Annotated in this window: 14 protein-coding genes and 1 pseudogene; 11 read left to right on the plus strand and 4 right to left on the minus strand. The window is 69.0% G+C overall.

The genetic code is table 11. The annotated features are described in order from the left end of the window. The first annotated feature begins 40 nt into the window (after positions 1–40). Positions 41–1384 (plus strand): RNB domain-containing ribonuclease, encoded by a 1344-nt coding sequence (locus AC3WP6_RS05045; RefSeq protein ID WP_492626704.1) that lies wholly within the window; start codon positions 41–43, stop codon positions 1382–1384. Here AC3WP6_RS05045 and AC3WP6_RS05050 read toward each other — a convergent pair. The 4 genes from AC3WP6_RS05050 to AC3WP6_RS05065 form a co-directional block, all read right to left on the minus strand. After that, a complete protein-coding gene (locus tag AC3WP6_RS05050) occupies positions 1362–5129 on the minus strand; it encodes a translocation/assembly module TamB domain-containing protein (RefSeq protein WP_492626705.1) in 3768 nt (1255 codons plus the stop codon). The genes AC3WP6_RS05045 and AC3WP6_RS05050 overlap by 23 nt on opposite strands. 109 nt (positions 5130–5238) lie before the next feature. Then, positions 5239–7017, minus strand: a complete 1779-nt coding sequence (locus AC3WP6_RS05055; protein ID WP_492626706.1) for an autotransporter assembly complex protein TamA — start codon at positions 7015–7017, stop codon at positions 5239–5241. A 67-nt stretch (positions 7018–7084) separates the two neighbouring features. After that, positions 7085–7603: a mismatch-specific DNA-glycosylase gene (locus AC3WP6_RS05060; protein ID WP_492626707.1), complete on the minus strand. Its 519-nt coding sequence runs from the start codon at positions 7601–7603 to the stop codon at positions 7085–7087. Beyond that, positions 7587–8285, minus strand: coding sequence for a Dph6-related ATP pyrophosphatase (locus AC3WP6_RS05065; RefSeq protein WP_492626708.1), 699 nt, complete (start codon positions 8283–8285; stop codon positions 7587–7589). The genes AC3WP6_RS05060 and AC3WP6_RS05065 overlap by 17 nt, the downstream gene beginning before the upstream one ends. A 147-nt stretch (positions 8286–8432) precedes the next feature. On the opposite strand from AC3WP6_RS05065, the gene rng reads away from it, so the two are divergent. From rng to AC3WP6_RS05115, 10 genes and pseudogenes are all read left to right on the plus strand, one after another. Further along, complete coding sequence (gene rng / locus AC3WP6_RS05070; protein WP_492626709.1) at positions 8433–9908, plus strand: ribonuclease G; 1476 nt, start codon at positions 8433–8435, stop codon at positions 9906–9908. 24 nt (positions 9909–9932) lie between these two features. Then, the gene (locus AC3WP6_RS05075) at positions 9933–13832 is read left to right on the plus strand and encodes a YhdP family protein (RefSeq protein WP_492626710.1); all 3900 of its coding nucleotides are present in this window, start codon (positions 9933–9935) and stop codon (positions 13830–13832) included. 127 nt (positions 13833–13959) lie between these two features. After that, positions 13960–14118 (plus strand): annotated as a pseudogene (locus tag AC3WP6_RS05080) (metallopeptidase TldD-related protein); the annotation flags it as partial. Positions 14119–14233: 115 nt separating this feature from the next. After that, the gene (locus AC3WP6_RS05085) at positions 14234–15622 is read left to right on the plus strand and encodes a cytochrome C (RefSeq protein ID WP_492626711.1); all 1389 of its coding nucleotides are present in this window, start codon (positions 14234–14236) and stop codon (positions 15620–15622) included. A gap of 126 nt (positions 15623–15748) precedes the next feature. Next, positions 15749–17188 carry a metalloprotease TldD gene (gene tldD / locus AC3WP6_RS05090; RefSeq protein WP_492626712.1) on the plus strand — a complete coding sequence of 480 codons (1440 nt, stop codon included), beginning with the start codon at positions 15749–15751 and terminating at the stop codon, positions 17186–17188. A 119-nt stretch (positions 17189–17307) separates the two neighbouring features. Continuing rightward, positions 17308–17769 carry a 6,7-dimethyl-8-ribityllumazine synthase gene (gene ribH / locus AC3WP6_RS05095; protein WP_492626713.1) on the plus strand — a complete coding sequence of 154 codons (462 nt, stop codon included), beginning with the start codon at positions 17308–17310 and terminating at the stop codon, positions 17767–17769. Further along, a complete protein-coding gene (gene nusB, locus AC3WP6_RS05100; RefSeq protein WP_492626714.1) occupies positions 17769–18215 on the plus strand; it encodes a transcription antitermination factor NusB in 447 nt (148 codons plus the stop codon). Before ribH ends, nusB begins: the two co-directional genes overlap by 1 nt. Continuing rightward, positions 18215–18754, plus strand: a complete 540-nt coding sequence (locus tag AC3WP6_RS05105; RefSeq protein ID WP_492626715.1) for a GNAT family N-acetyltransferase — start codon at positions 18215–18217, stop codon at positions 18752–18754. The genes nusB and AC3WP6_RS05105 overlap by 1 nt, the downstream gene beginning before the upstream one ends. Then, positions 18754–19716, plus strand: coding sequence for a thiamine-phosphate kinase (gene thiL / locus AC3WP6_RS05110; protein ID WP_492626716.1), 963 nt, complete (start codon positions 18754–18756; stop codon positions 19714–19716). The genes AC3WP6_RS05105 and thiL overlap by 1 nt, the downstream gene beginning before the upstream one ends. Further along, positions 19713–20222, plus strand: coding sequence for a phosphatidylglycerophosphatase A family protein (locus AC3WP6_RS05115; protein ID WP_492626717.1), 510 nt, complete (start codon positions 19713–19715; stop codon positions 20220–20222). The genes thiL and AC3WP6_RS05115 overlap by 4 nt, the downstream gene beginning before the upstream one ends. The last annotated feature ends 63 nt before the right edge of the window (positions 20223–20285 follow it).

Below are 20285 nucleotides of genomic sequence, written 5' to 3' on the forward strand. Positions count from 1 at the left end.
CGCCGTATAGTGCGACCTTCGCCCCTGCGCAGGATCGCCGATGCCGGCCACCCGCATTCGTCTTGCTTCCGGTGCCGACGCGCCGCTGGCCGAAGGGCTTGCGCAAATCGCGCGCGAGCTCAAGTTGCCGCCTGCGTTTGCGCCCGAGGTGGAAGCCGCGGCTGCGCAGGCCGCACGGGCGCCGCGGCTGCCGGCGCTGGATCGCACCGACGTGCCGCTGGTCACCATCGATCCGCCGGGCTCGCTGGATCTCGACCAGGCGCTGCATATCGAGCGGCGTGGCGACGGCCATCGCGTGTACTACGCGATCGCCGACGTGGCTGCGTTCGTGACCGCCGGCGATGCCATCGACCTTGCGGCGCACCGCCGCGGCGAAACCCTGTATGGCGCGGAGTCGCGGATTCCGCTGCATCCGGCCAGCCTGTCCGAAGGCGCCGCTTCGTTGTTGCCGGGGCAGGTGCGCCCGGCGCTGCTGTGGACCATCGACCTCGATGGTGCAGGCGAAATGGCGGCGGTCGATGTGCGCCGCGCGCAGGTGCGCAGCCGGGCCCGGCTCGATTACGCCGGCGTGCAGCAGACCCTGGATGCCGGCACCGCCGACCCGGTGTGGCGCCTGCTGCGCGAGGTGGGCGAACGTCGCGCACAGCGCGAAGCGGCGCGCGGCGGCATCAGCCTGGCGCTGCCGGAACAGGAAATCGCGCTGGTCGACGGCCACTGCCAGTTGCGCTACCGGGTGAACCATCCGGTGGAGGACTGGAATGCGCAGATTTCGCTCTTGACCGGCATGGCCGCGGCGCAGCTCATGCTCACCGCGTGCACCACGGTGCTGCGCGGGGCTGGTTACGTGGCCTTTGACGGCACCCCGCCGGAGCAGCCCGAGCAGGCTGCGCTGGCGGCACCGTACGCGCATGCCACCGCGCCGCTGCGGCGGCTGGTGGATCGCTATGTGGGCGAGGTGTGCGTGGCGCTGTGTGCCGGCAGCACGGTGCCGACGTGGGCGCGCGCCGGGCTGGCGGAACTGCCGGCCCTGATGGGCGGCGCCGACCGCCGCGCGCACCAGTACGAGCGCGCGGTGATCGACCTGATCGAAGCGGTACTGCTGGCACCGCAGGCCGGTGCGGCGTTTGCCGGGGCCATCGTCGAGTTGGGAGACGCGGCGCATCACCGCGCTGCGCCGGCGGCACACAGTGGCGTGGTCATGCTGCACGCGCCCGCGATCGAGGCGCGCGTCACCGCAGCGCAACCCTTGCCGCTCGGACAGGAAGTGCGCGTACGCCTGGTCGAAGCCGATCCGCTGCAGCGCAGCGTACGGTTCGCCTGGCCGGCGGAGGAGGGCTCGCCGGCCGGCACGTCGCCGGAAGTCACTTCTCCAACCGGTAGTTGAGGCTGGCGCGGTTGAAGTTGGTCGCGCTTTGCGCCTCGAAATGCCAGCGGCGGCTGAGCCGGTAGCGCAGGCTCACCACCTCGCCAGGTTCGAACAGGCCCACGCCGTAGCTCAGGTACAGGCGCGGCGACAGGTACTTGCCCACGGTGAACGCCGACCCGCCGCCCAGTGCATCGCTGCTGCCGACGCCGACGTCGTCCAGGCCGAGCTGCGCGCCGATGCTTTTGGCCAGCAGGTTGCCGGCCGCCGTACCCAGTGTCTGCGCAGCGCTGCCGAGCAGGTTGCTCTCGCCGCTGGTTACCTGCGCGAGCGGCTTGCCGGTGACGAGATACGCCAGCGCGTCGGATTGCTCCATCGCCGGTTGCGAAAATATGGTCAGCACCGGGCGCTTGGCAGTGCCGCTGATTTCCAGCCCCACCTCCTGGCCTTCATCGATCGTCGCGTTGGGGTTCAGTTTGCGCACCGCACGAATGGCCAGGCCGGGGTTGTCCAGCGGGGTGCCGGCAAACAGCAGCTTGCCGCGCTCGATCTGGAGCTTTTGGCCGTAGGCCTCGTAGCTGCCGTCGACGGTGATCTGGCCCTGGCCGGTGGCAGCCTGTCCAGGCGATTGGTTGACGGTGAGTACGCCGTGCAGGCGGCCGTCCAACCCGTAGCCGACCAGATGCGTGTGCGCGCCAAGGTCCACCTTGACCGTGGCGCGTACCGGCAGCGCGGCGTCGCGTTCGGCTTGCGGACGATCCATCACGACCACATCGGCGGAAGCCTGCGGCGCACCGGCGCCGGGCAATTTGTCGAGGTTCACCTCGGCACGGTCCATCAGCACGTTGCCGTCCAGCGCAAACCCGTCGGCGTCGTGGCGCAACGCCAGATCCGGCGATACCACGATTTGCGCGGCGGGGACGCTGGCTGCGGTGAACTGCTTGCCGCTGATCGCCAGCTGCATCGGCAGGCCGTCGCCGAGGCCGATCTGGCCGCGCACGCCGAGCATGCCGCTGCCCGATTGCACCTGCCCGTCCACCGCCAGCGTGTGGCCGGGGAGGGTGTTGGCCACCAGCTTGCCGCCGGTGAGTTTGAGGCCGACGCCGGGCACTTCGGCGGCGAAGTCCTGGATGCCGGCCTGGCCGGCAACACTGGGTGTCGCCAGCGTGCCGCCGAGGGTGAATTGCGCGCTGGCCGTGCCGTGCACATTGGCCAGCGTGTCGCCGGCCAGCGTGAGCCAGCCGAGATCGTTGAGCTGCATCGTCACGTTGCCGCTCAGTGCCTGCTGTCGGCCACGCAATTCGGCGCTGCCGGCAAGCCGGCCGCCATGATCGAGTTGCGCATGCAGTTCGATCCGCTGGCGCGCCGCGTCGAGGTCGAAGCCTGCGGCAAGGTTGCTCCACGCCAGCGCCGGCACACCCTCACGCTCGATCCAGCTCACGCTGCCGCGCGGCGAGGAGAGATTGCCGCGCCCGCTCCACTGGCCGTTGCCGGCGCGTTGCCACTGGCCATCGCCGTCGAGCGCGCCGTCGACGCGCAGCGATGCGTGTGTCACGCCAGCGGCATCCAGCAGCGCCGCCAACGGCAAGGCATGCAATTGGTAGCTGGCGCGCAGTCGGCCGTTGCGCTCGCCGCGGCCGGTCACGCACAGTAAGGGCTCACCGGCGGTCAGACACAGCTTGCCGAGGTCGAAGGCGCCGTTGCGCCACGCAAGGCGAGTGGTGCTGCGCAGGTGCCACGGCGGCATGCCGGTCGGTTCGAGGTTGAGCGTGTTCAGGGCGCCGGCCCAGGTGTTGCCTTGCTGCGCGCCGTGCAGCGCCAGGCGCGCCGACAGGGGCGTGCCGCGGGCATCGAGTTCCAGCTGGTGATCGCGCTCACTGCCTTCGGCGCGCAGGTGCAGTTGCGAGAAATCCAGCCCGGCGAGCTGTGCGCCGCGGGTTTGCAGCTCGATCTTGCCCGCAAGGCGGCGGGTGTCGGGCACGCCGACGATGAGCTGCAACTGGTCGAGTTTCTGCGCTTGCCAGTGCAGCGCGCTGCCGGTGAGTCGCCCGTTGACCGCCAGCCCTGGCCAGCGGCCACGCAGGTTGAATTGGCCATCCAGACGTCCGCTTGCCTGCGGCAGCCAGTCACCAAGCGAGGCCACGGCCAGCTTCAAGTCCGCGTCGTTGGTGCGCCCCGGCTTGGCGTCGAGCTGTACCCGGCTGGCGCCGGACGCGAGGCGCAGGTTGCCGCTCAGCACTTCGGTGGAGCCGAGCTCGAGGTGGGCGCTGCCGGCGAGCGGCCGGCCGCGCAGTCGCCCGCCAAGGCGGGCGATGTCGAGGCTGCCCTGCACGGCGTTGGCGGCGAACGTGCCGCGACTGGCGAGATCCACATCGAGCGCGCCGGGCCAATGGGCGAAGACCGCGCCGGGGTTGAAAGCACTGGCGCTGGCATTGAGTTGCCAAGCCAGTGCCGGCGCCCAATCCAGTTGCCCGTGCAGCGCCAGCCGGCTTTTCGCTTGCTGCGCGGTGAGCGTGCGCAACGCGATGCCGTGCGGCGTGCCATCGAGCTGCAACGTCAACTGCACCGGTTGCCGCGGTGGGCCGAGCGTCAGCCGGGCATCGGCCCGATAGCGCTCGGGCGTGCCGTCGAGCTTGAGTGTGCCGGCGCTGGCCAGCACTTGGCCGACGAGTTGCGCCGGCAGCAACACGTTGGCCCAGCGTACGTCGAGGTTGCCGGCAATGGGTTGGGTGCCCAGGTCGAACGTGCCACTGGCGTCGAGCTGGCCCTTGACCTGCGGCGAACGCAGCGCGAGTTGTTCGAGTTTCAGCGTGTGGCGGCTGGCGGCGTAGTGCGCGCGCAGCGGCGTGAGTTCCAGCTGGTAGCCGTTGGCGGCAAGTGTGCCGCGCAGCTCGCCGGTGGCGCCTTTGCCCTGCGCCTGCAGCGCCAGCGAGACATCGCGCAACGCAGTGTCGCCGAGCAGCACGGCCGGATCGAAGTGTGGCGCGTCGAGGCGTGCCGACCACGCATGCGGGGGATCCTGCGCCAAGGTCAGGTGCAGGGTCGCCGCCATCGGCTGCTGCAAGGCGAGGTCGAGTCGCGCCTGGTGGCCATCGGCGGTTGCGGTCAGCGTGCCGGCCCAGGTCTTGGCACCGAATTGCCACGCGAAGCGGGCCTTGCCCTGACCCGATTCGCGGCGTGCCAAGGCCACCCGGCCGTCGAGATCGACCGTGCCGTCCGCCGCGCGCAGGCGCAGGGTGTCGATCGCGATGCCGTCGCGCGTCCAGCGTCCGGCCAGATCGAGCTGGCTGGAGGCGAAGGTGGGCGCGCCACCGACGGCGACGTGCGCGCTGCCGATGTGCACCCGATCGAGCACGATGTCGACCGGCGGTCGCAGCGAGAACGTGCCTGGCGTGCTCGTCTTGCCGCTGCTTTGGGGCACCTGCACCTCCACACCATCGGCATCCAGCCGCGTGACGTGCACGCGCTTGGCCAGCAGTGGCCAGAAGCGCAGGTCGAGCCGCACGCGGCGCACCGCGACCCGCGTGCCGTGGCGGTCGTCGTAGCGCACCCCGTCCAGCCGCATGGACTCGAACAACGCCCCGTGCGCCTGCTGCCAGTGCAACGCTCCGCCAGTTGCCTGCTGTACCCGTATCAGCACAAACCGCAGTCCCGCGTTGCTCCACCCGAGCCACGCCAGAGCCAGCATCGACGCAACCAGCACTGCCGCCGCGCCGACCCCGACGCGCCGTCCCCGCCGCCACCGCTGGAGCCCCACCGCGCTCACGCCACCGCACTCCTCCAAACCCGACCAACAGTCCAGCCGCCTTTCGCCTCACCCCACACCCTCGCGAGCCTTTCCGAATCCCGAGTCTCCCATCCCGAATCCCGGCTCTTCACAAATCCGGCCCGATCACCAGATGCAACACCATGCCGTGCCGGGTGGCGTCGTGCACCGGCGTGCCGACATCAAGCCGGATCATGCCCACCGGCGAGCGCCAGCGCACGCCGAGGCCGGTGCCGATCTTGGGTCGGAAATCCACGGCGTCGAACGCATTGCCGATGTCGACGAAGCTGGCGATGCCCCAGTTGCGGGTGAAGTAGTGCTCCACCTCGGCGCTGCCGACCAAGAGGTTCACCCCGCCCATGACGCGGTCGGCGTGGTTGCGCGGGCCGATCGACTGGTAGCTGTAGCCGCGTACCGAACGGTCGCCACCGGCAAAGAAACGCAGTTGCGGCGGCAGAGCGGCGAAATCGTCGGTCCAGGTGTGCCCGGCGCTGCTGCGCACGATGAGCCGGTTGCGGCGTTTGGCGCCGAAGGCGTGGATCCATTTGGCGTCGGCGGTGACGTCGCTGAAGCTGGCGGAAGACAGCGCGTTGCCGGCGGTGCTGCGCGCTGCCAAGGCAAGCGACCAGCCCTCGCGTACGAAGGCGAAATCATCGGCCTGTTTGCGCGTGAGCGAGGCTTCGAAAAACGTGAGCGTGCTGGTGCCGCGCTCGATGCCGGGGGTGGTGTCCGGCTCGTTGCCACGCTTGCCGACGGTGAACGTGCCGGAAAGCACGTGCACGCCGAGGGTGCGCGTCCAGCCACGCCAGCGCCGGGTCTCGTTGCCCACCAGCTCGAACGTGCGCGATTGCGAGGTGGCGGTGTTCGCGTCGCGGTAGTTGGCGCCGATGTTCCAGCTGCGCTGGTGGTCGCCGGGCAGCGGGATGGTGTAGGTGGTCGACAGGGTTTTCAGCCGTTGCGCGGCCACCAGCTCGTTTTTCCACTTGTCGCCGCGGCGGTTCACGTAACGCCGCTCCATGCGGGCGCGAAAGCCGTAGCCGGTATCGGTGCCGATGAACGGGCCGCCGGTGTACACCGTGCGGCGGGCCGGCTTGAGCTCCACCGCAATATCCACCGTGCCCGGCACCTGCGGGTTGATGTTCGGCACCACGTTGGCAACCGCAAAGTAATCGGCGCCATTCAATGCTTGCTGCAATTGCAGCAGTTGATCCTGGTTGAAGTAATCGCCGGGCTTGAACGGCACGTAGCGATCGAGAAAACCCGGATGGAAGGGCGAGTGGTCGAACTCGACCCGGCCGTAGCGAAACCGCGGGCCGACTTGCCAGGCAAGGTGGATCTCGGCGCGATGCGCGGCGCTGTACACCGCGACCCGGCGGGTCACGAGCCTGGCGTCGAGATAGCCGTTGGCGGTGAGTGCGGCGCTCATCGCGTCGCGCGCGGCGTCGTACTGCGCGGCGTCCAGGCGCTGGCCGGCGAGGCGGGTGATGGCACGATGCGCGCGGCGGATCGGCGGCAACGCCAATGCCGCGGGGTCCAGTTGCACTTCGACCGTGGTCACCATCACCGGCGCGCCGGGCACGACGGTCAGCGTCACTTTCCAGTCCTTGCCTGCCGGTTCGACCTGCGCGGTGGCGTGTGCGGCGTAATAGCCGAAGGGTTCCAGCGCTTTTTCGGCCTGCGCCGGCGCGCGTTCGGCCATGCGCTGGACTTGCGCCGCGCTGGCCTCGCGCTGCGTGTACTGGGAAAGCTCCACCGATGCCGTGATGGCTTGTGCCAGCGGTTCGTCCACCCCGCGCACCTGCAGTTGCACGCTCGCCAGTGCCAGCGGAGCGATCGACCAGCAGGTCAGCGCGGCAAGCGGGCGCAGGCGGCGGACACGGCCGGGCATGGGGTGGGGCAAGGCCTTGGCGAGGGTGGTGCGACCAGCTTAACGGTGGCAGCTGGTATTGCGAATGTCAGTGGTCGGTGTGCGCGGCGCTCAGGCCCGCCAGCGCTTGCCACGGCGCGAGGCTCCAGTGGCCGCGTGCGTTGCCCGAGGGCGAGGGCAGCACCCACAGGCGCACGGTGCCGATGCATTCGGCCTGCAGCCCGTAGGGCACGGCGTGGCCCAGCACCGCCTGTGCGCCGCGCTTGCTGGTGAAGGCGAGCCAGCGGGGTGCGCAGCGTGCGATGCGCGCACGCAAACCGGCCACGTCGAACGCGTCGGCGGGCAGTGCCGCGTCGTTGCCGCTGTGGCGCTTGGCGAGGTCGGTCAGCCCCAGGCCGTAGCGCGGCAGGATCGGAAACTCGGCGGGTGCCAGCTGGCGCGGGGTGAACCCCGCGGCATGCAGCGCAAACCAGAACCGGTTGCCGGGGTGCGCGTAATACGCGTGTTCCGCCGCCGAACGGGCGCTTGCCGCGGTACCGCAGAACACCACGGACAGCCCCGGCGTCAGGACATCCGGCAAGACTGGCGCGTCAGGCTTGCCCGGCATCGGCAAGCAGGAAATCGGTGAACTGGAAACGCGCGTCGCGCAGCACGGATTCGCCGCGCGTCAGCGCAAGCGGCGTGGCAAACAGCGGGCCGGCGTAACTCAGGGTGTGGAATTCGCCGCGCTCGCCGCACGGATCGACGTCGGCGGGCAGCTCGGCGAGCAGGGCGGCGTCGTAGTCGCGCCCGCAGAATCGGGCGTCGAGCTGGGTCGTATCCACGCAGCACAGCTTGGCGCGATGGCCGGCGGCGATGAACCGCTGCGCCGTGGCAGTGGTGTCGCTGCCCCACAGCGGAAACACCGCCTGCCAGCCGTCGCGTGCCAGTTGCGTTTCGCGGTAGGCCCGCACGTCTTCCAGGAACAGGTCGCCGAATGCGCAGTGGCGCAGGCCGGGCCAGCGCGCCCGTGCCTCGGCCAGCGCGCGGGCGTGCGCGGCCTCGTAGGCGGCGTTGCTGCCGGGCCAGTCCATGCCCACTTCCACCAGCGGCAGGCCGAGCGCTGCGGCCTGCGCCTGCAGCACCGTCGTGCGCACGCCGTGCATGGCAATCCGGGCGTGGCTGCGGTTGATCGTGGTCAGCAAGGCTACGACCCGCCATTGTGGGTCGGCGCGCAGCGCGGCCAGCGCCAGCAGGCAATCCTTGCCGCCGCTCCAGGCGAGCAGGATGGGTTGTGCGACGGGGTTCACGGTGCAGGTGCTTCCAGCCAAGGAAAGCGCCATTGTCGCCCGTGCAGGCGTGCGCTGCGCATCGACAGTCGGCGCACGCAAACGTTATAAAGGCCGGTCAGAGGCTTGGTGCGTCGTGCGGCCGGGTTTCTTTGCAGGGAGTATGCAGTGAGTGAAGAAATCCTGATCAACGTGACCCCGCGCGAAACGCGGGTGGGCGTGGTCGAAAACGGCATGTTGCAGGAAGTGCATGTCGAGCGTGCCTCGAAGCGCGGCTACGTGGGCAACATCTACAAGGGCCGCGTGCAGCGGGTGATGCCGGGCATGCAGGCCGCGTTTGTCGAGATCGGGCTCGACCGCGCCGCGTTTCTGCATGCTTCCGACATCGTGCGCGCGCCAGTGACGGACGCCGGCGACGCCCCACCGGCGCCGCATCACGCGCCGCCCATCAGCGAGCTGGTGCACGAAGGCCAGGAGATCGTGGTGCAGGTGGTCAAGGACCCGATCAGCACCAAGGGCGCGCGGCTTTCGGCGCATTTGTCGATCCCCTCGCGCTACCTCGTTTTGCTGCCGTATGCGCACACGCTGGGCATCTCCGCCCGCATCGAGGACGAGGCCGAGCGTGGGCGCTTGCGTGAGGTGCTGGGCGGGTTGATCGGCGAGACGCCGCTGGGCTACATCGTGCGCACCAACGCCGAGGGGCAGAGCGCCGAATCGCTGGCGTTCGACGTCACCTACCTCGGCAAGGTGTGGCGCGTGGTGCAGGAAAACATCGCGAAGGCCAAGGTGGGCGAGCGCGTGTACGAGGAGCTCTCGCTGCCGCTGCGCAGCCTGCGCGACATGCTTACCGCCGAAATCGCCACCGTGCGCGTGGATTCGGCGGAAACCTTCGCCAAGGTCGTCAAGTTCGTGCACAAGTTTATGCCCAACCTGGACGACCGGGTGGAGCACTACGACGGCGAGCGGCCGATCTTCGACCTGTACAGCGTGGAGGACGAGATCCAGCACGCGCTGCGAAAAGAGGTGCCGCTGAAATCCGGCGGGTATCTGGTAGTGGACCAGACCGAGGCGATGACCACCATCGACGTCAACACCGGCGCCTATCTCGGTACCCGCAACCTCGAAGAAACCGTTTACCGCACCAACCTCGAAGCCGCGCAAGCGGCGGCGCGCCAACTGCGCCTGCGCAACCTGGGCGGCATCATCATCATCGACTTCATCGACATGATCGACGAGGAGCACAAGCGCCAGGTGCTGCGCATGCTGGGCAAAGGGCTGGCGCGCGACCACGCGAAAACCACGGTGTACCCGATGTCCTCGCTCGGTCTGGTCGAGATGACGCGCAAGCGCACCACCGAAAGCCTCGAACGCCAGCTGTGCGAACCGTGCCCGGCCTGCGGCGGGCGCGGCACACAGAAGACGGCGGAGACGGTGACCTACGAGATCTTCCGCGAAATCACCCGCGCGGTGCGCCAGTTCGATGCCAAGAAACTGCTGGTGATGGCGAGCCCGCAGGTGGTCGACCGCATCCTCGAAGAGGACTCCGCCGCGGTCGCCGAACTGGAGGAGTTCATCTCCAAAAGCATACGCTTTCAGGCCGAGGAACATTATTCGCAGGAACAGTTCGATGTGGTGCTGCTGTAAACCAGCCTGCGACACCGTGTGCGCATGAACATCCCCTGGCACCGCCCCCTGCAGCACGGCGCGCGCGCGCTGGGCTGGGTCGCCGGCGTGGGCGTGATTGCGCTGGCGGTACTGGTGGCGTTGGCGCAGGCCTTGCTGCCGCTGGTGGCGCAGCACCCGCAGTGGGTGGCACGCGAGTTGTCGACGCGGCTGGCGCGCCCGGTGAGCTTTGCCGCGCTGGATGGCCGCTGGACGCCTGCCGGCCCGGTGTTTGCGCTTTCCGGCCTGACGATCGGCGTGCCGCCCGGTGGCAGTGGCCAGCCGGTGCGCGTGCCCAAGGCGGAGTTGCGGCTGGATTTTGGCGGCTGGCTGCTGCCAACCCGGTATTTGCTGAACCTGCGCGCGAGCGGCCTGCAGTTGAACCTGGCACGCGATCGCGACGGCCGCTGGCACGTCAACGGCCTTGGCACCGGCGAAGGTTCGCAGCCGGCGGATTTCGGCCAGCTCTCGATGGCGTTGTGGCTGGATCACCTGCAGCTGGACATCACGGACGCGCGGCACGACCGGCACTATCGGTTGACGGCCGACCAGGTGCGCCTGAGCCGGCAAGGCGATGAACTCCGCGTGGGCCTGCTGATGCAGCGCGACGGTGCGACCGGCGTGCTGCGCGGCGCCGGGCGTTTCCAGGAGGATGGCAGCAGCGGGCGGCTGTGGCTGGCCGGGCAACGCGTGGACTGGCCGGCGCTGCTGGCCGGGGTCGACCTTGGCGGCTACGCGGTACGCAGCGGTCGCGGCGATCTGGCGCTGTGGCTCGACTGGAAAGCCGGGCAGGTGGTGCGCAGCTTTGCGCGCATCGACCTTGCCGCGGTGCAGTTGACCACGCCCGCCGGCGCATCGGTGCGGGTGCCGGCGATTCACGGCGAGGCCGACCTGCGCCGCAACGCCGACGGCTACGTGTTGCGCTGGGCCGGGGCGGACGATGGCGCGCTCGCCGCGTGGGTACACGCGCCCGGCACGCCGCAACTGCGGATCGAAGCGGCGGCGAGAGAACTGCAACTTGCGCCGCTGGTCCCTTGGCTCGGGGCGCTGCCCAAACTGCCGCCGACCCTCGTCGCCTGGGTTGGCAGCGGCCACCCGCGCGGCCGGCTCGACACGGTCAACCTCGCGTGGAGCAAGGGGGCAGGCCTGACCCGGCTCAGCGCCGATTTCAGCGGCCTCGGCATCGATCATTCGGCGGCCATCCCCGGCGTCAGCGGCCTGCGCGGCAGCTTGCGCGGCGACGGCGAGGCGCTGTCGCTGAGCCTGCCGGCGCAGCCGGCCACGGTGGATGCGCGGCCGATGTTTCGCACCCCGTTCGCGCTGGCGAACCTCGCCGGCACCGTGGCTGCGTGGCAGGCGGACGGCGATTGGCATATCGGCCTGGCGCCACTGGATTTCGCCGGCACCGGCTATGGCGGACAACTGCGTGGCGAGATGCGCCTGCACGCCGCCGGCGGCCCGCCGTTTCTCGATCTCTACGCCCGCGTGAACCACGCCGATGTGCAAGCCGCCAAGCTGTTCTGGCCGGTGAGCGTGATGTCGCCCGGTACCGTCGCGTGGCTCGATCACGCGCTGCTCGGCGGGCGCATCGATGGTGCCGACGTCGCTGTGCGCGGCGACCTCAAGGATTGGCCGTTCCACCACCACGAGGGCCGGTTCGAAGCGCGTGCGGAAATCAGCGACCTGAAACTTCATTACGCGCCGGATTGGCCGGATGCGACCGGCGTGCATGCCATCGCCAATTTTATCAACAGCGGCATGCTGGTCGAGGCCGACGGTGGGCAGGCGCTGGGGGTGAAGGTCGACCAGGCGGTGGCGCTGTTTCCCGACTTTGCCGACGCCACGCTCGATTTGAACGTCGACGGCCACGGCAACGCGGCCAACCTGCTGGATTTCGTGCGCAAGAGCCCAATCGCAAACCAGCAGGCGAAAACCCTCGCCAAGCTGAAACTCGGCGGTACCGGCAGTTTCGGCTTCCACCTGTCGCTGCCGCTGGGAATGCCGGAAACCGCCGTGCTTACCGGCCAGGCCAAGCTCGACCACGTCGACGTGAGCGAGCCGGACTGGACGCTGAAGCTCGACCAGCTGAGCGGCCCGGCCACGTTCGATCGAACGGGCTTTCACGCCGGTCCGCTCGAAGGCCGCTTCCACGGCCAGCCGGCGGTGCTCGACCTCGCCATTGCCGGCGCCACCGGCGACGCGGACGTGCCGGTGGCGGTGGATTTGCGCGGCGCTTTCCGGTTCAGCGATCTGACCCTTGGCTACCCCGCGCTCGACTGGCTCAACCCGCTGGGCAGCGGCCGCAGCCTGTACGACATCGGATTCCGGTTGACGCGGCCAACCGATGGTGGCGCGCCGACACAAACGCTCAGCCTCGACTCCACTTTGGTCGGCACCACGCTGGACGCCCCGGCGCCGCTGGCCAAGGCAGCCACCGCCGAGTTGCCGTTGCACGTCAGCCTGAGCCTGCCCATCGACGGGGCTGACCTCAAGGTATCGCTCGGCCAGGTGGCGCGTGGTTTCCTGCGCCTGGCGGCACCCGGCAAGCCGCTGGCCGGCACGCTGGCATTTGGCGCGCAGATGCCGACGACGCTGCCGGCGCAGGGGCTGCGCGTGCGTGGCCACGCCGCCACGCTGGATGTCACCGGTTGGGTGCAACAGGCCGTGGCGTTCACCGCCGGAGGCACGGGTGGTGGTGGCCCGGCGTTGGAGAGCGTGGATGTCGGCACCGCGCAAGCGCAATGGTTTGGCCGCCCGCTCGGCCCGATGACACTGCAGCTGACGCCGCGCAACGACAGCCTGGTGGCGACGGTGGAGGGGGCGGCGATGGCCGGGCAGTTCAGTGTGCCCGAGCACGAGCTGGCCAAGCGCGGCATCACTGCACGCCTCAAGCGCCTGTACTGGCCGGGCAACCCGACCGCCGACAAGGCCGCCGTCAGCCAGCCCGAGCCCGACCCGGCCGATACCGGCGTGAACCCGGCCGCGCTGCCGCCGTTCCACCTGTGGGTGGGCGACCTTACCTTCGGCGACGCCAGGCTCGGCGAAGCGCGGCTGGAAACCTGGCCGACTGAGCGCGGCATGCACATCGACCAGTTGCGTGCGCTGTCGCCGAGCGTGCAGCTCACCGGCAGCGGCGACTGGAACGGCACGGCCACCAACAGCCACACCCGCATGCGCATCGGCTTTGCCGCCGACGACCTGGGCAAGATGCTTGGCGCGTTCGGCTACAACGGTCTGGTTACCGGCGGCAAGACCAGCGACCAGCTCGACGCCAGCTGGCCAGGCGCGCCGTCGTCATTCAGCCTGGCCAACGCCACCGGCACGCTGTCAGTGCATGTCAGCGACGGCCACATCCCCGACGTCGGCCCCGGCATGGGACGCCTGTTCGGCCTGGTGTCGCTGGCCGAGTTGCCGCGTCGGCTCACGCTCGATTTTGGCGACGTGTTCGGCAAGGGGTTGGGCTTTGATTCCATCGATGGCGACTTCCACCTTGCCGATGGCAGCGCCACCACCAGCAACCTCCTCATCAAGGGCCCGGCAGCGCAGATCGGCATCACCGGCCGTACCGGCCTGCGCGCGCGCGACTACGACCAGCAGGTGGTGGTGGTGCCGCACTTCGGCAACAGCTTGCCGGTGCTCGGCGCCGTCGTCGGCGGGCCAGTCGGTGCGGCCGCCGGCTTTGCGGTGCAGGGCCTGCTCGGCAAAGGCCTCAACAAAACCATCAGTGCCCGCTACCACGTCACCGGCAGCTGGGACAAACCGGTGATGACGCTGGTGGAAAAACACAACTTGCCGGCCGCCCGGAGCAGCCAGCGTCCGCCCTTGCTGCCCACTGCGCCGAGTCCGCCGGTGGTCACCACGCCGCTGCGCAGCGACGCACCGGCGGCGAGTTCGTCGGTGCCCTAGCGAAATGCGAGGTGCCATTTCCGACTATAGGGTGTGGCGCCGGGGTGCAATTCAGGGGATGCCCGTTTGCGACCGGGGAATCCATCTTGCAGATTGTGCAAATTGTCCCCGGCACCTTTTTGCCTGCATGCTGCCTGGCGCTTGCGGGCCGGAGGAAAGCATCCGCTCGGTGAAGAAGGGCCTGTACGCCCCCAACTTCGGCAGCGGCCAGGTCGACATCACCAACGGCGAATTTGTGTTCTCCGCGTCCGAGGCCTACCTCATCGGCACTGCGCCAGCCTGCGGCACTTTGCGTCGGTGGCGGGCAGGTGGCTGTTGACGGAAATCAATATACGGGTATCCGTTGGTTCAAGACTGCGTCCGTACCCAGCCACCACGCTGGACGCGTAGGAAGCATGCACATGAACACTCGCTGGAATGGTTTGATTCCGGGTTGGTCTGCTGCCATGCATCGCCCGCCATACTGGATAGCCTTGATCGTGCTCGCGGGGCTGCTGGGGGTGCCCAGCATGGTGCTGGCGGTGCCTTCATATGCACGACAGACGAGGCAGCCGTGTGTGGCCTGTCACGTAGGCGGCTTTGGACCGGAGCTCACCCAGTTCGGGCGCCAGTTCAAGCTGATGGGCTACACCATGAAGGTGGGCGACCAGACCGACGTGCCGCTCTCGGCAATGCTGGTCGAATCGTTCACGCACACGCAAAAGGCGCAGACCGAGGCGCCGGCCAAGGGCTTCGGCACCAACGACAACACCGAGCTGCAGCAGGCGTCGGTGTTCCTCGCCGGCCGACTGAGCGAGCACGTCGGCGTGTTCGCGCAGGCCACCTACTCGGAGAACGGCGGCCTGCTCGGCTGGGACAACATGGACTGGCGCTATGCGCGCATGTTCAGCCACGGCAACCACAGCGGCATCTGGGGCATCTCGCTCAACAACAACCCCACCGTCAGCGACGTGTTCAACACCGCACCGGCGTGGAAGTACCCGTACCTGTCGGCCGATCTGGCCCCCGAAGCACCTGCCCAGCCAATGCTGCTGGGCGGGCTGGCCGCGCAGGTGGTCGGTGTCAGCGCCTACCTGCAGCTGGATGGCGCCTGGTACATGGAGCTGGGCGGCTATCGCTCGTTGTCGCCGGCGTTTCTGCGCCACGTCAACGCCGGCTTCGACGGCCGCTTGAGCGGGGTTACGCCCTATGCACGCATGGCTTATACGTGGAACCTGCCCACCGGCAGCTTCTCGGTCGGCGGCTTCATGCTGAACATGCGTCGCGGACAGGTCGGCACCAACGCGGTCGGTGACGCGGTGGCGTTGCCCGGGCCAACGGATCGGTTCCGCGACTTCGGAGTGGATTCCAACTACACCTACGTCAATGGCGACCATGCGATCACCGTCGACGGGTTGTACGTCCACGAGGGCCAGCGGTTGGACGCCACCTATGGCAGCGGTGGATCGGATCACCTGCACAACAGCCTGCAGTCGCTCAACCTCAAGGGCAGTTACTGGTACCGCCATACCTACGGTGTGACCTTGGCGTCGTTCGTCTACAACGGCAGCAAGGATGTTGCGCTTTACGGCAACGACGGCTCGCCGAATACGCAGGGTGAAAGCATCGAGCTCAACTACAGCCCGTTCGGCCAGTCCACCTCGTGGGGGCAACCGTGGGCCAATCTGCGGCTGGGCCTGCAATACACCCACTTCAACCGCTTCAGCGGGCGGGTACACGACGTCGACGGTGCCGGTCGCAACGCCAAGGACAACGACACGCTCTACTGCTATGTGTGGCTGGCGATCTGAGCACGGCATCCGTATCGAAAAAAATATCAGGATCGATCCCCCGACAGGCGCCGATCTCGTCGAAAGCACGCTCCGACCCCGGCGCCGCATGTCACCATAGCGGCCGGATTGGATCGGCGAGACTCGATGGACAAGCTCATTGCGCAGGTGCAGGACCGGCTGCTGGTGCCGGGGGGATTGACGACGGCTGATCTGGATCGCGTGTTCGCCCAGCTCATGGGGCCGTCGATCGACGCCGCCGACCTGTATTTCCAGCACTCGCGCAGTGAGTCGTGGACGCTGGAGGAGGGCATCGTCAAGGATGGCAGCCACGCGATTGAGCAGGGCGTGGGCGTGCGCGCGATCAGCGGCGAGAAGACCGGTTTTGCATATTCCGACGAGATCGTGTTGCCGCAGCTTCTGGCGGCATCGAAGGCGGCGCGGGCGATTGCGCATGACGGCCACGGCGCCGGCAAGCCGCTGGCGCTGGCGAGCGGGCGCGCGCTGTACCCGGCGATCGACCCGGTGGAAAGCCTGCCGAACGCCGACAAGATCGCGTTGCTGCGCGAGGTCGACGCGCATGCACGCGCCCGCGACCCGCGCATCACGCAAGTCATCGTGAGCCTGGCCGCCACGCTGGATACCGTGCTCATCGCGGCGTCCGACGGCACGCTGGCTGCCGATGTGCGCCCGCTGGTGCGGCTCAACGTGCAGGTGATTGCCGAGGCGCATGGCCGGCGCGAGCAGGGCTATGCGGGGGGCGGTGGGCGGTATGGCTATCGCGAGCTGATCGAAAACGGCCGCGCGTTCGCGTTTGCCGACGAGGCCGTGCGCCAGGCGCTGGTCAATCTGGATGCAGTCGATGCGCCGGCCGGGCAGATGCCGGTGGTGCTCGGCCCCGGCTGGCCCGGCGTGCTGCTGCACGAGGCGATCGGCCACGGGCTCGAAGGCGACTTCAACCGCAAGGGCAGCTCTGCTTTTGCCGGCCGGCTCGGTCAGCGCGTGGCGGCCAAGGGCGTCACCGTGGTGGACGACGGCACGCTGCCGGGGCGGCGCGGCTCGCTCAACATCGACGACGAAGGCACGCCCACGAACTGCACCGTGCTGATCGAGGATGGCATCCTCAAGGGCTACATGCAGGACAAGCTCAACGCGCGTCTGATGGGCATGGCGCCTACCGGTAACGGCCGCCGCGAGTCCTTCACGGCGCTGCCGATGCCGCGCATGACCAACACCTGCATGCTGGCCGGCGAGCGCGAGCCGGAGGAGATCATCCGCTCAGTGAAGAAGGGCCTTTACGCGCCGAACTTCGGTGGCGGCCAGGTCGACATCACCAACGGCAAGTTCGTGTTCTCCGCGTCCGAGGCCTACCTCATCGAGGATGGCCGGATCACCGCGCCGGTGAAGGGCGCCACCCTGATCGGCTCCGGCCCCGACGTCCTTACCCGTGTCTCGATGATCGGCAACGACATGCAGCTCGACGACGGCGTCGGCATCTGCGGCAAGGACGGCCAGAGCGTGCCGGTGGGCGTGGGCCAGCCCACGCTCAGGATCGACGCGATGACGGTGGGCGGCACGGCGGCGTAAGCGGCTCGAAGATTTTCAGCGGTGTGGGCAAGGATGCCCGCAAGCGGCCACCGCCCCAAGCCTGTAAAATGCCGGTTTGCCCGACGCATCGGGCCAAGTCTTTCAGGAATGTCACCATCATGAATATCGTCGAAGGCGATTTCGCCACGCCAAAGGGTCGCTTTGCCATCGTTGCCGGGCGCTTCAACGGCTTCGTCGTCGAGTCCTTGGTGGCCGGTGCGTACGACACCTTGCGCCGGCACGGCGTGGCGGAGGATGCGATCGAGCTGGTGCGCGTGCCGGGCGCGTGGGAGATCGCGCTGGGGGCGAACAAGCTCGCCGCCTCCGGCAAGTACGCGGCGGTGATCGCGCTGGGCGCGGTGATCCGCGGCGCCACGCCGCATTTCGACTACGTGGCCGGCGCCTGCGCGAAAGGCCTGGCGCAGGCGGCGATCGAGTCCGGCGTACCGGTGACCTTTGGCGTGCTCACCACCGATTCGATCGAGCAGGCGATCGAGCGCTCCGGCACCAAGGCCGGCAACAAGGGCGCCGATGCCGCGATGGCGGCGATCGAGATGGTCAACCTGTACGGCAAGCTGTGATGCACGTACGCCCCGAAGGCATCGACTTGGCAGCCCGCTCGCGGGCGCGCCGGCGAGCGCTGCAGGCGCTGTACGCGTGGGAGCTGTCCGGCAGCTCGGTGGAGGCGGTGATCGCGCAGTTCCGTCACGAGCAGGACATGGAAGTGGCCGACCTCGACTACTTCGAGGATCTGCTGCACGGCGTCGGCGCGCATGTGGCCGAGCTGGACGTCGCGCTGCGCCCGCATCTGGATCGCGAGGTCGAAGAGGTGGATCCGATCGAGCGCGCGGTGCTGCGCATGGCGGCCTACGAACTGAAATACCGGCTCGACGTGCCGTACCGCGTGGTCATCAACGAGGCGATCGAGGTGACCAAGCGGTTTGGCGCCGATCACGGCCACACCTACGTGAACGGCGTGCTGGACCAGCTCGCCGGCGAACTGCGCACGGCCGAGAAGCGCGGCTGATGTCCGCGCCTGGCGCGCCGGTGCCGCTGCTGGAAACCGCGCGCCTGCGCCTGCGCGCGCACATCCCGGAGGACCTGCCGGCCGCCGACGCCATGTGGAGTGCGCCCGACACCGTGCGTCACATTGGGGGGCGCGTGTTCAGCCGCGAGGAAAACTGGCGCCGCCTGCTGCAGTACCGCGGCCTGTGGGCGCTGCTGGGCTACGGCTATTGGGCAGTGGAGGAGCGCGCCGGCGGATGCTATGTCGGCGATGTCGGCTTTGGCGATTTTGCGCGGGCGATCGAGCCGTCGCTCAGCGGCATGCTGGAAGCCGGTTGGGTGCTGGCGCCGGCGATGCGGGGCAAGGGCTATGCCACCGAGGCGGTGAACGCTGCCTTGGCCTGGGCGGGCGGCAACCAGCCCGGACGCCGGATCGTCGCCGTCATCTCGCCAGCCAACCAGGCCTCGATCCACGTGGCGGAAAAAACCGGCTTTCGACGGTGGCGCAGCACGACGTATCTCGATGCGCCGGCGCTGGTCTACGCGCGCGGGGAGGGCTGATGGAGTTCGCCTTGATCGATGCGATCCGGCGGCGCACCGCGCTGGCGCGCACCGATGTACTGCTCGGCATTGGTGACGATGCCGCCGTGCTCGAGGTACCGCCGGGGCAGGCACTGGTGGCGGCGATCGACACGTTGGTGGCGGGTGTGCATTTTCCGCTGGACACCGCGGCCGCCGACATTGGCTGGAAGGCGCTGGCAGTGAATCTTTCCGACCTGGCCGCGATGGGCGCCGAGCCGGCGTGGGCGCTGTTGGCGCTGACCCTGCCGCAGCCGGATGCGGCGTTCGTCGACGGCCTGGCCGAGGGCTTCCTGGCCCTCGCCGCGCCACATCGCGTGGCGCTGGTCGGCGGCGATACCACGCGCGGGCCGCTTGCGCTCAGCGTGGCAGTGCATGGCTTCGTGCCGCCCGGCATGGCGCTCACGCGCGCCGGTGCACGGGTCGACGACGTAGTGATGGTTACCGGCACGCTGGGCGATGCGGCGGCGGGCCTGCGCTGCGTGCAAACCAGGGTGGTCGTGGCGCCGCCGCTGCGCGCGGCGTTGGTGGCGCGGCTCAATCGGCCGACGCCGCGGCTGGCTGCGGGGCTGGCATTGCGCGGCTTGGCCAGCGCGTGCCTCGACGTCTCCGATGGCCTGCTGGCCGACTTGGGCCACATCTGCGACCGCAGCCAGGTGGGCGCCGAGATCGAGGCGGCCAGGCTGCCGTTGTCGCCGGCGCTGCGGCAGGCGTTTGCGCTGGACGCCGCACGCGATTTCGCGCTGGCGGGCGGCGATGACTACGAGCTGTGCTTCACGGTGCCGCCGGGCAAGGTCGACGACGCGGTGGCGGCGCTTGCAACAAGCGGCACGCCGGCCACCGTGATCGGTCGCATCGTGAGCGGCAGCAGCGTGCGCGTGCAGATGCCAGATGGTGCATGGATCGCTCCGGCGCACCGCGGCTGGGATCACTTCTCGCCATGAGCGTGGCGTCCGAGCGCAAGACCCTTAGCGCTGCGCAACGCCACGCGCTGCTGGCATCGCCAGCCGGCTGGATCGCGTGCGGGTTCGGTTCCGGCCTGGCGCCGGTGGCGCAGGGCACGTGCGGCTCGCTGGCAGCGATCCTGCCGTGGCTGGCCCTGCGCGAGGCGTCGCTGGCAGTGAATCTCGGGGTCATCGTGCTGGCATTCGCGCTTGGCGTGTGGGCATGCAGCACCGCCAGCAAGGCACTCGGCGTTGATGACCACCGGGCGCTGGTGTGGGACGAGTTCGTCGGGCAGTGGATCGCGTTGTTGCCGGCGCTCGCCGCGTCGTGGTGGTACGTGCCAGTCGGGTTCGTGCTGTTTCGCCTGTTCGACGTGTGGAAACCGTGGCCGATCCGCTGGTTCGACCGCCGGCTGCACGGCGGGCTTGGCGTGATGGCGGACGACGTCGTGGCCGGGGTTTTCGCTGCGTTGGTACTGGTGGCCTGGCGCAGCCTTCAGGGTTGAAGCGCGGGTGCGGCGTCTGGCGGGCCGCCGGGTTGACGCGCAAATGAGAATCGTTACTATCCG

The organism is Rhodanobacter sp. FW106-HT46G03, from assembly GCF_058789895.1.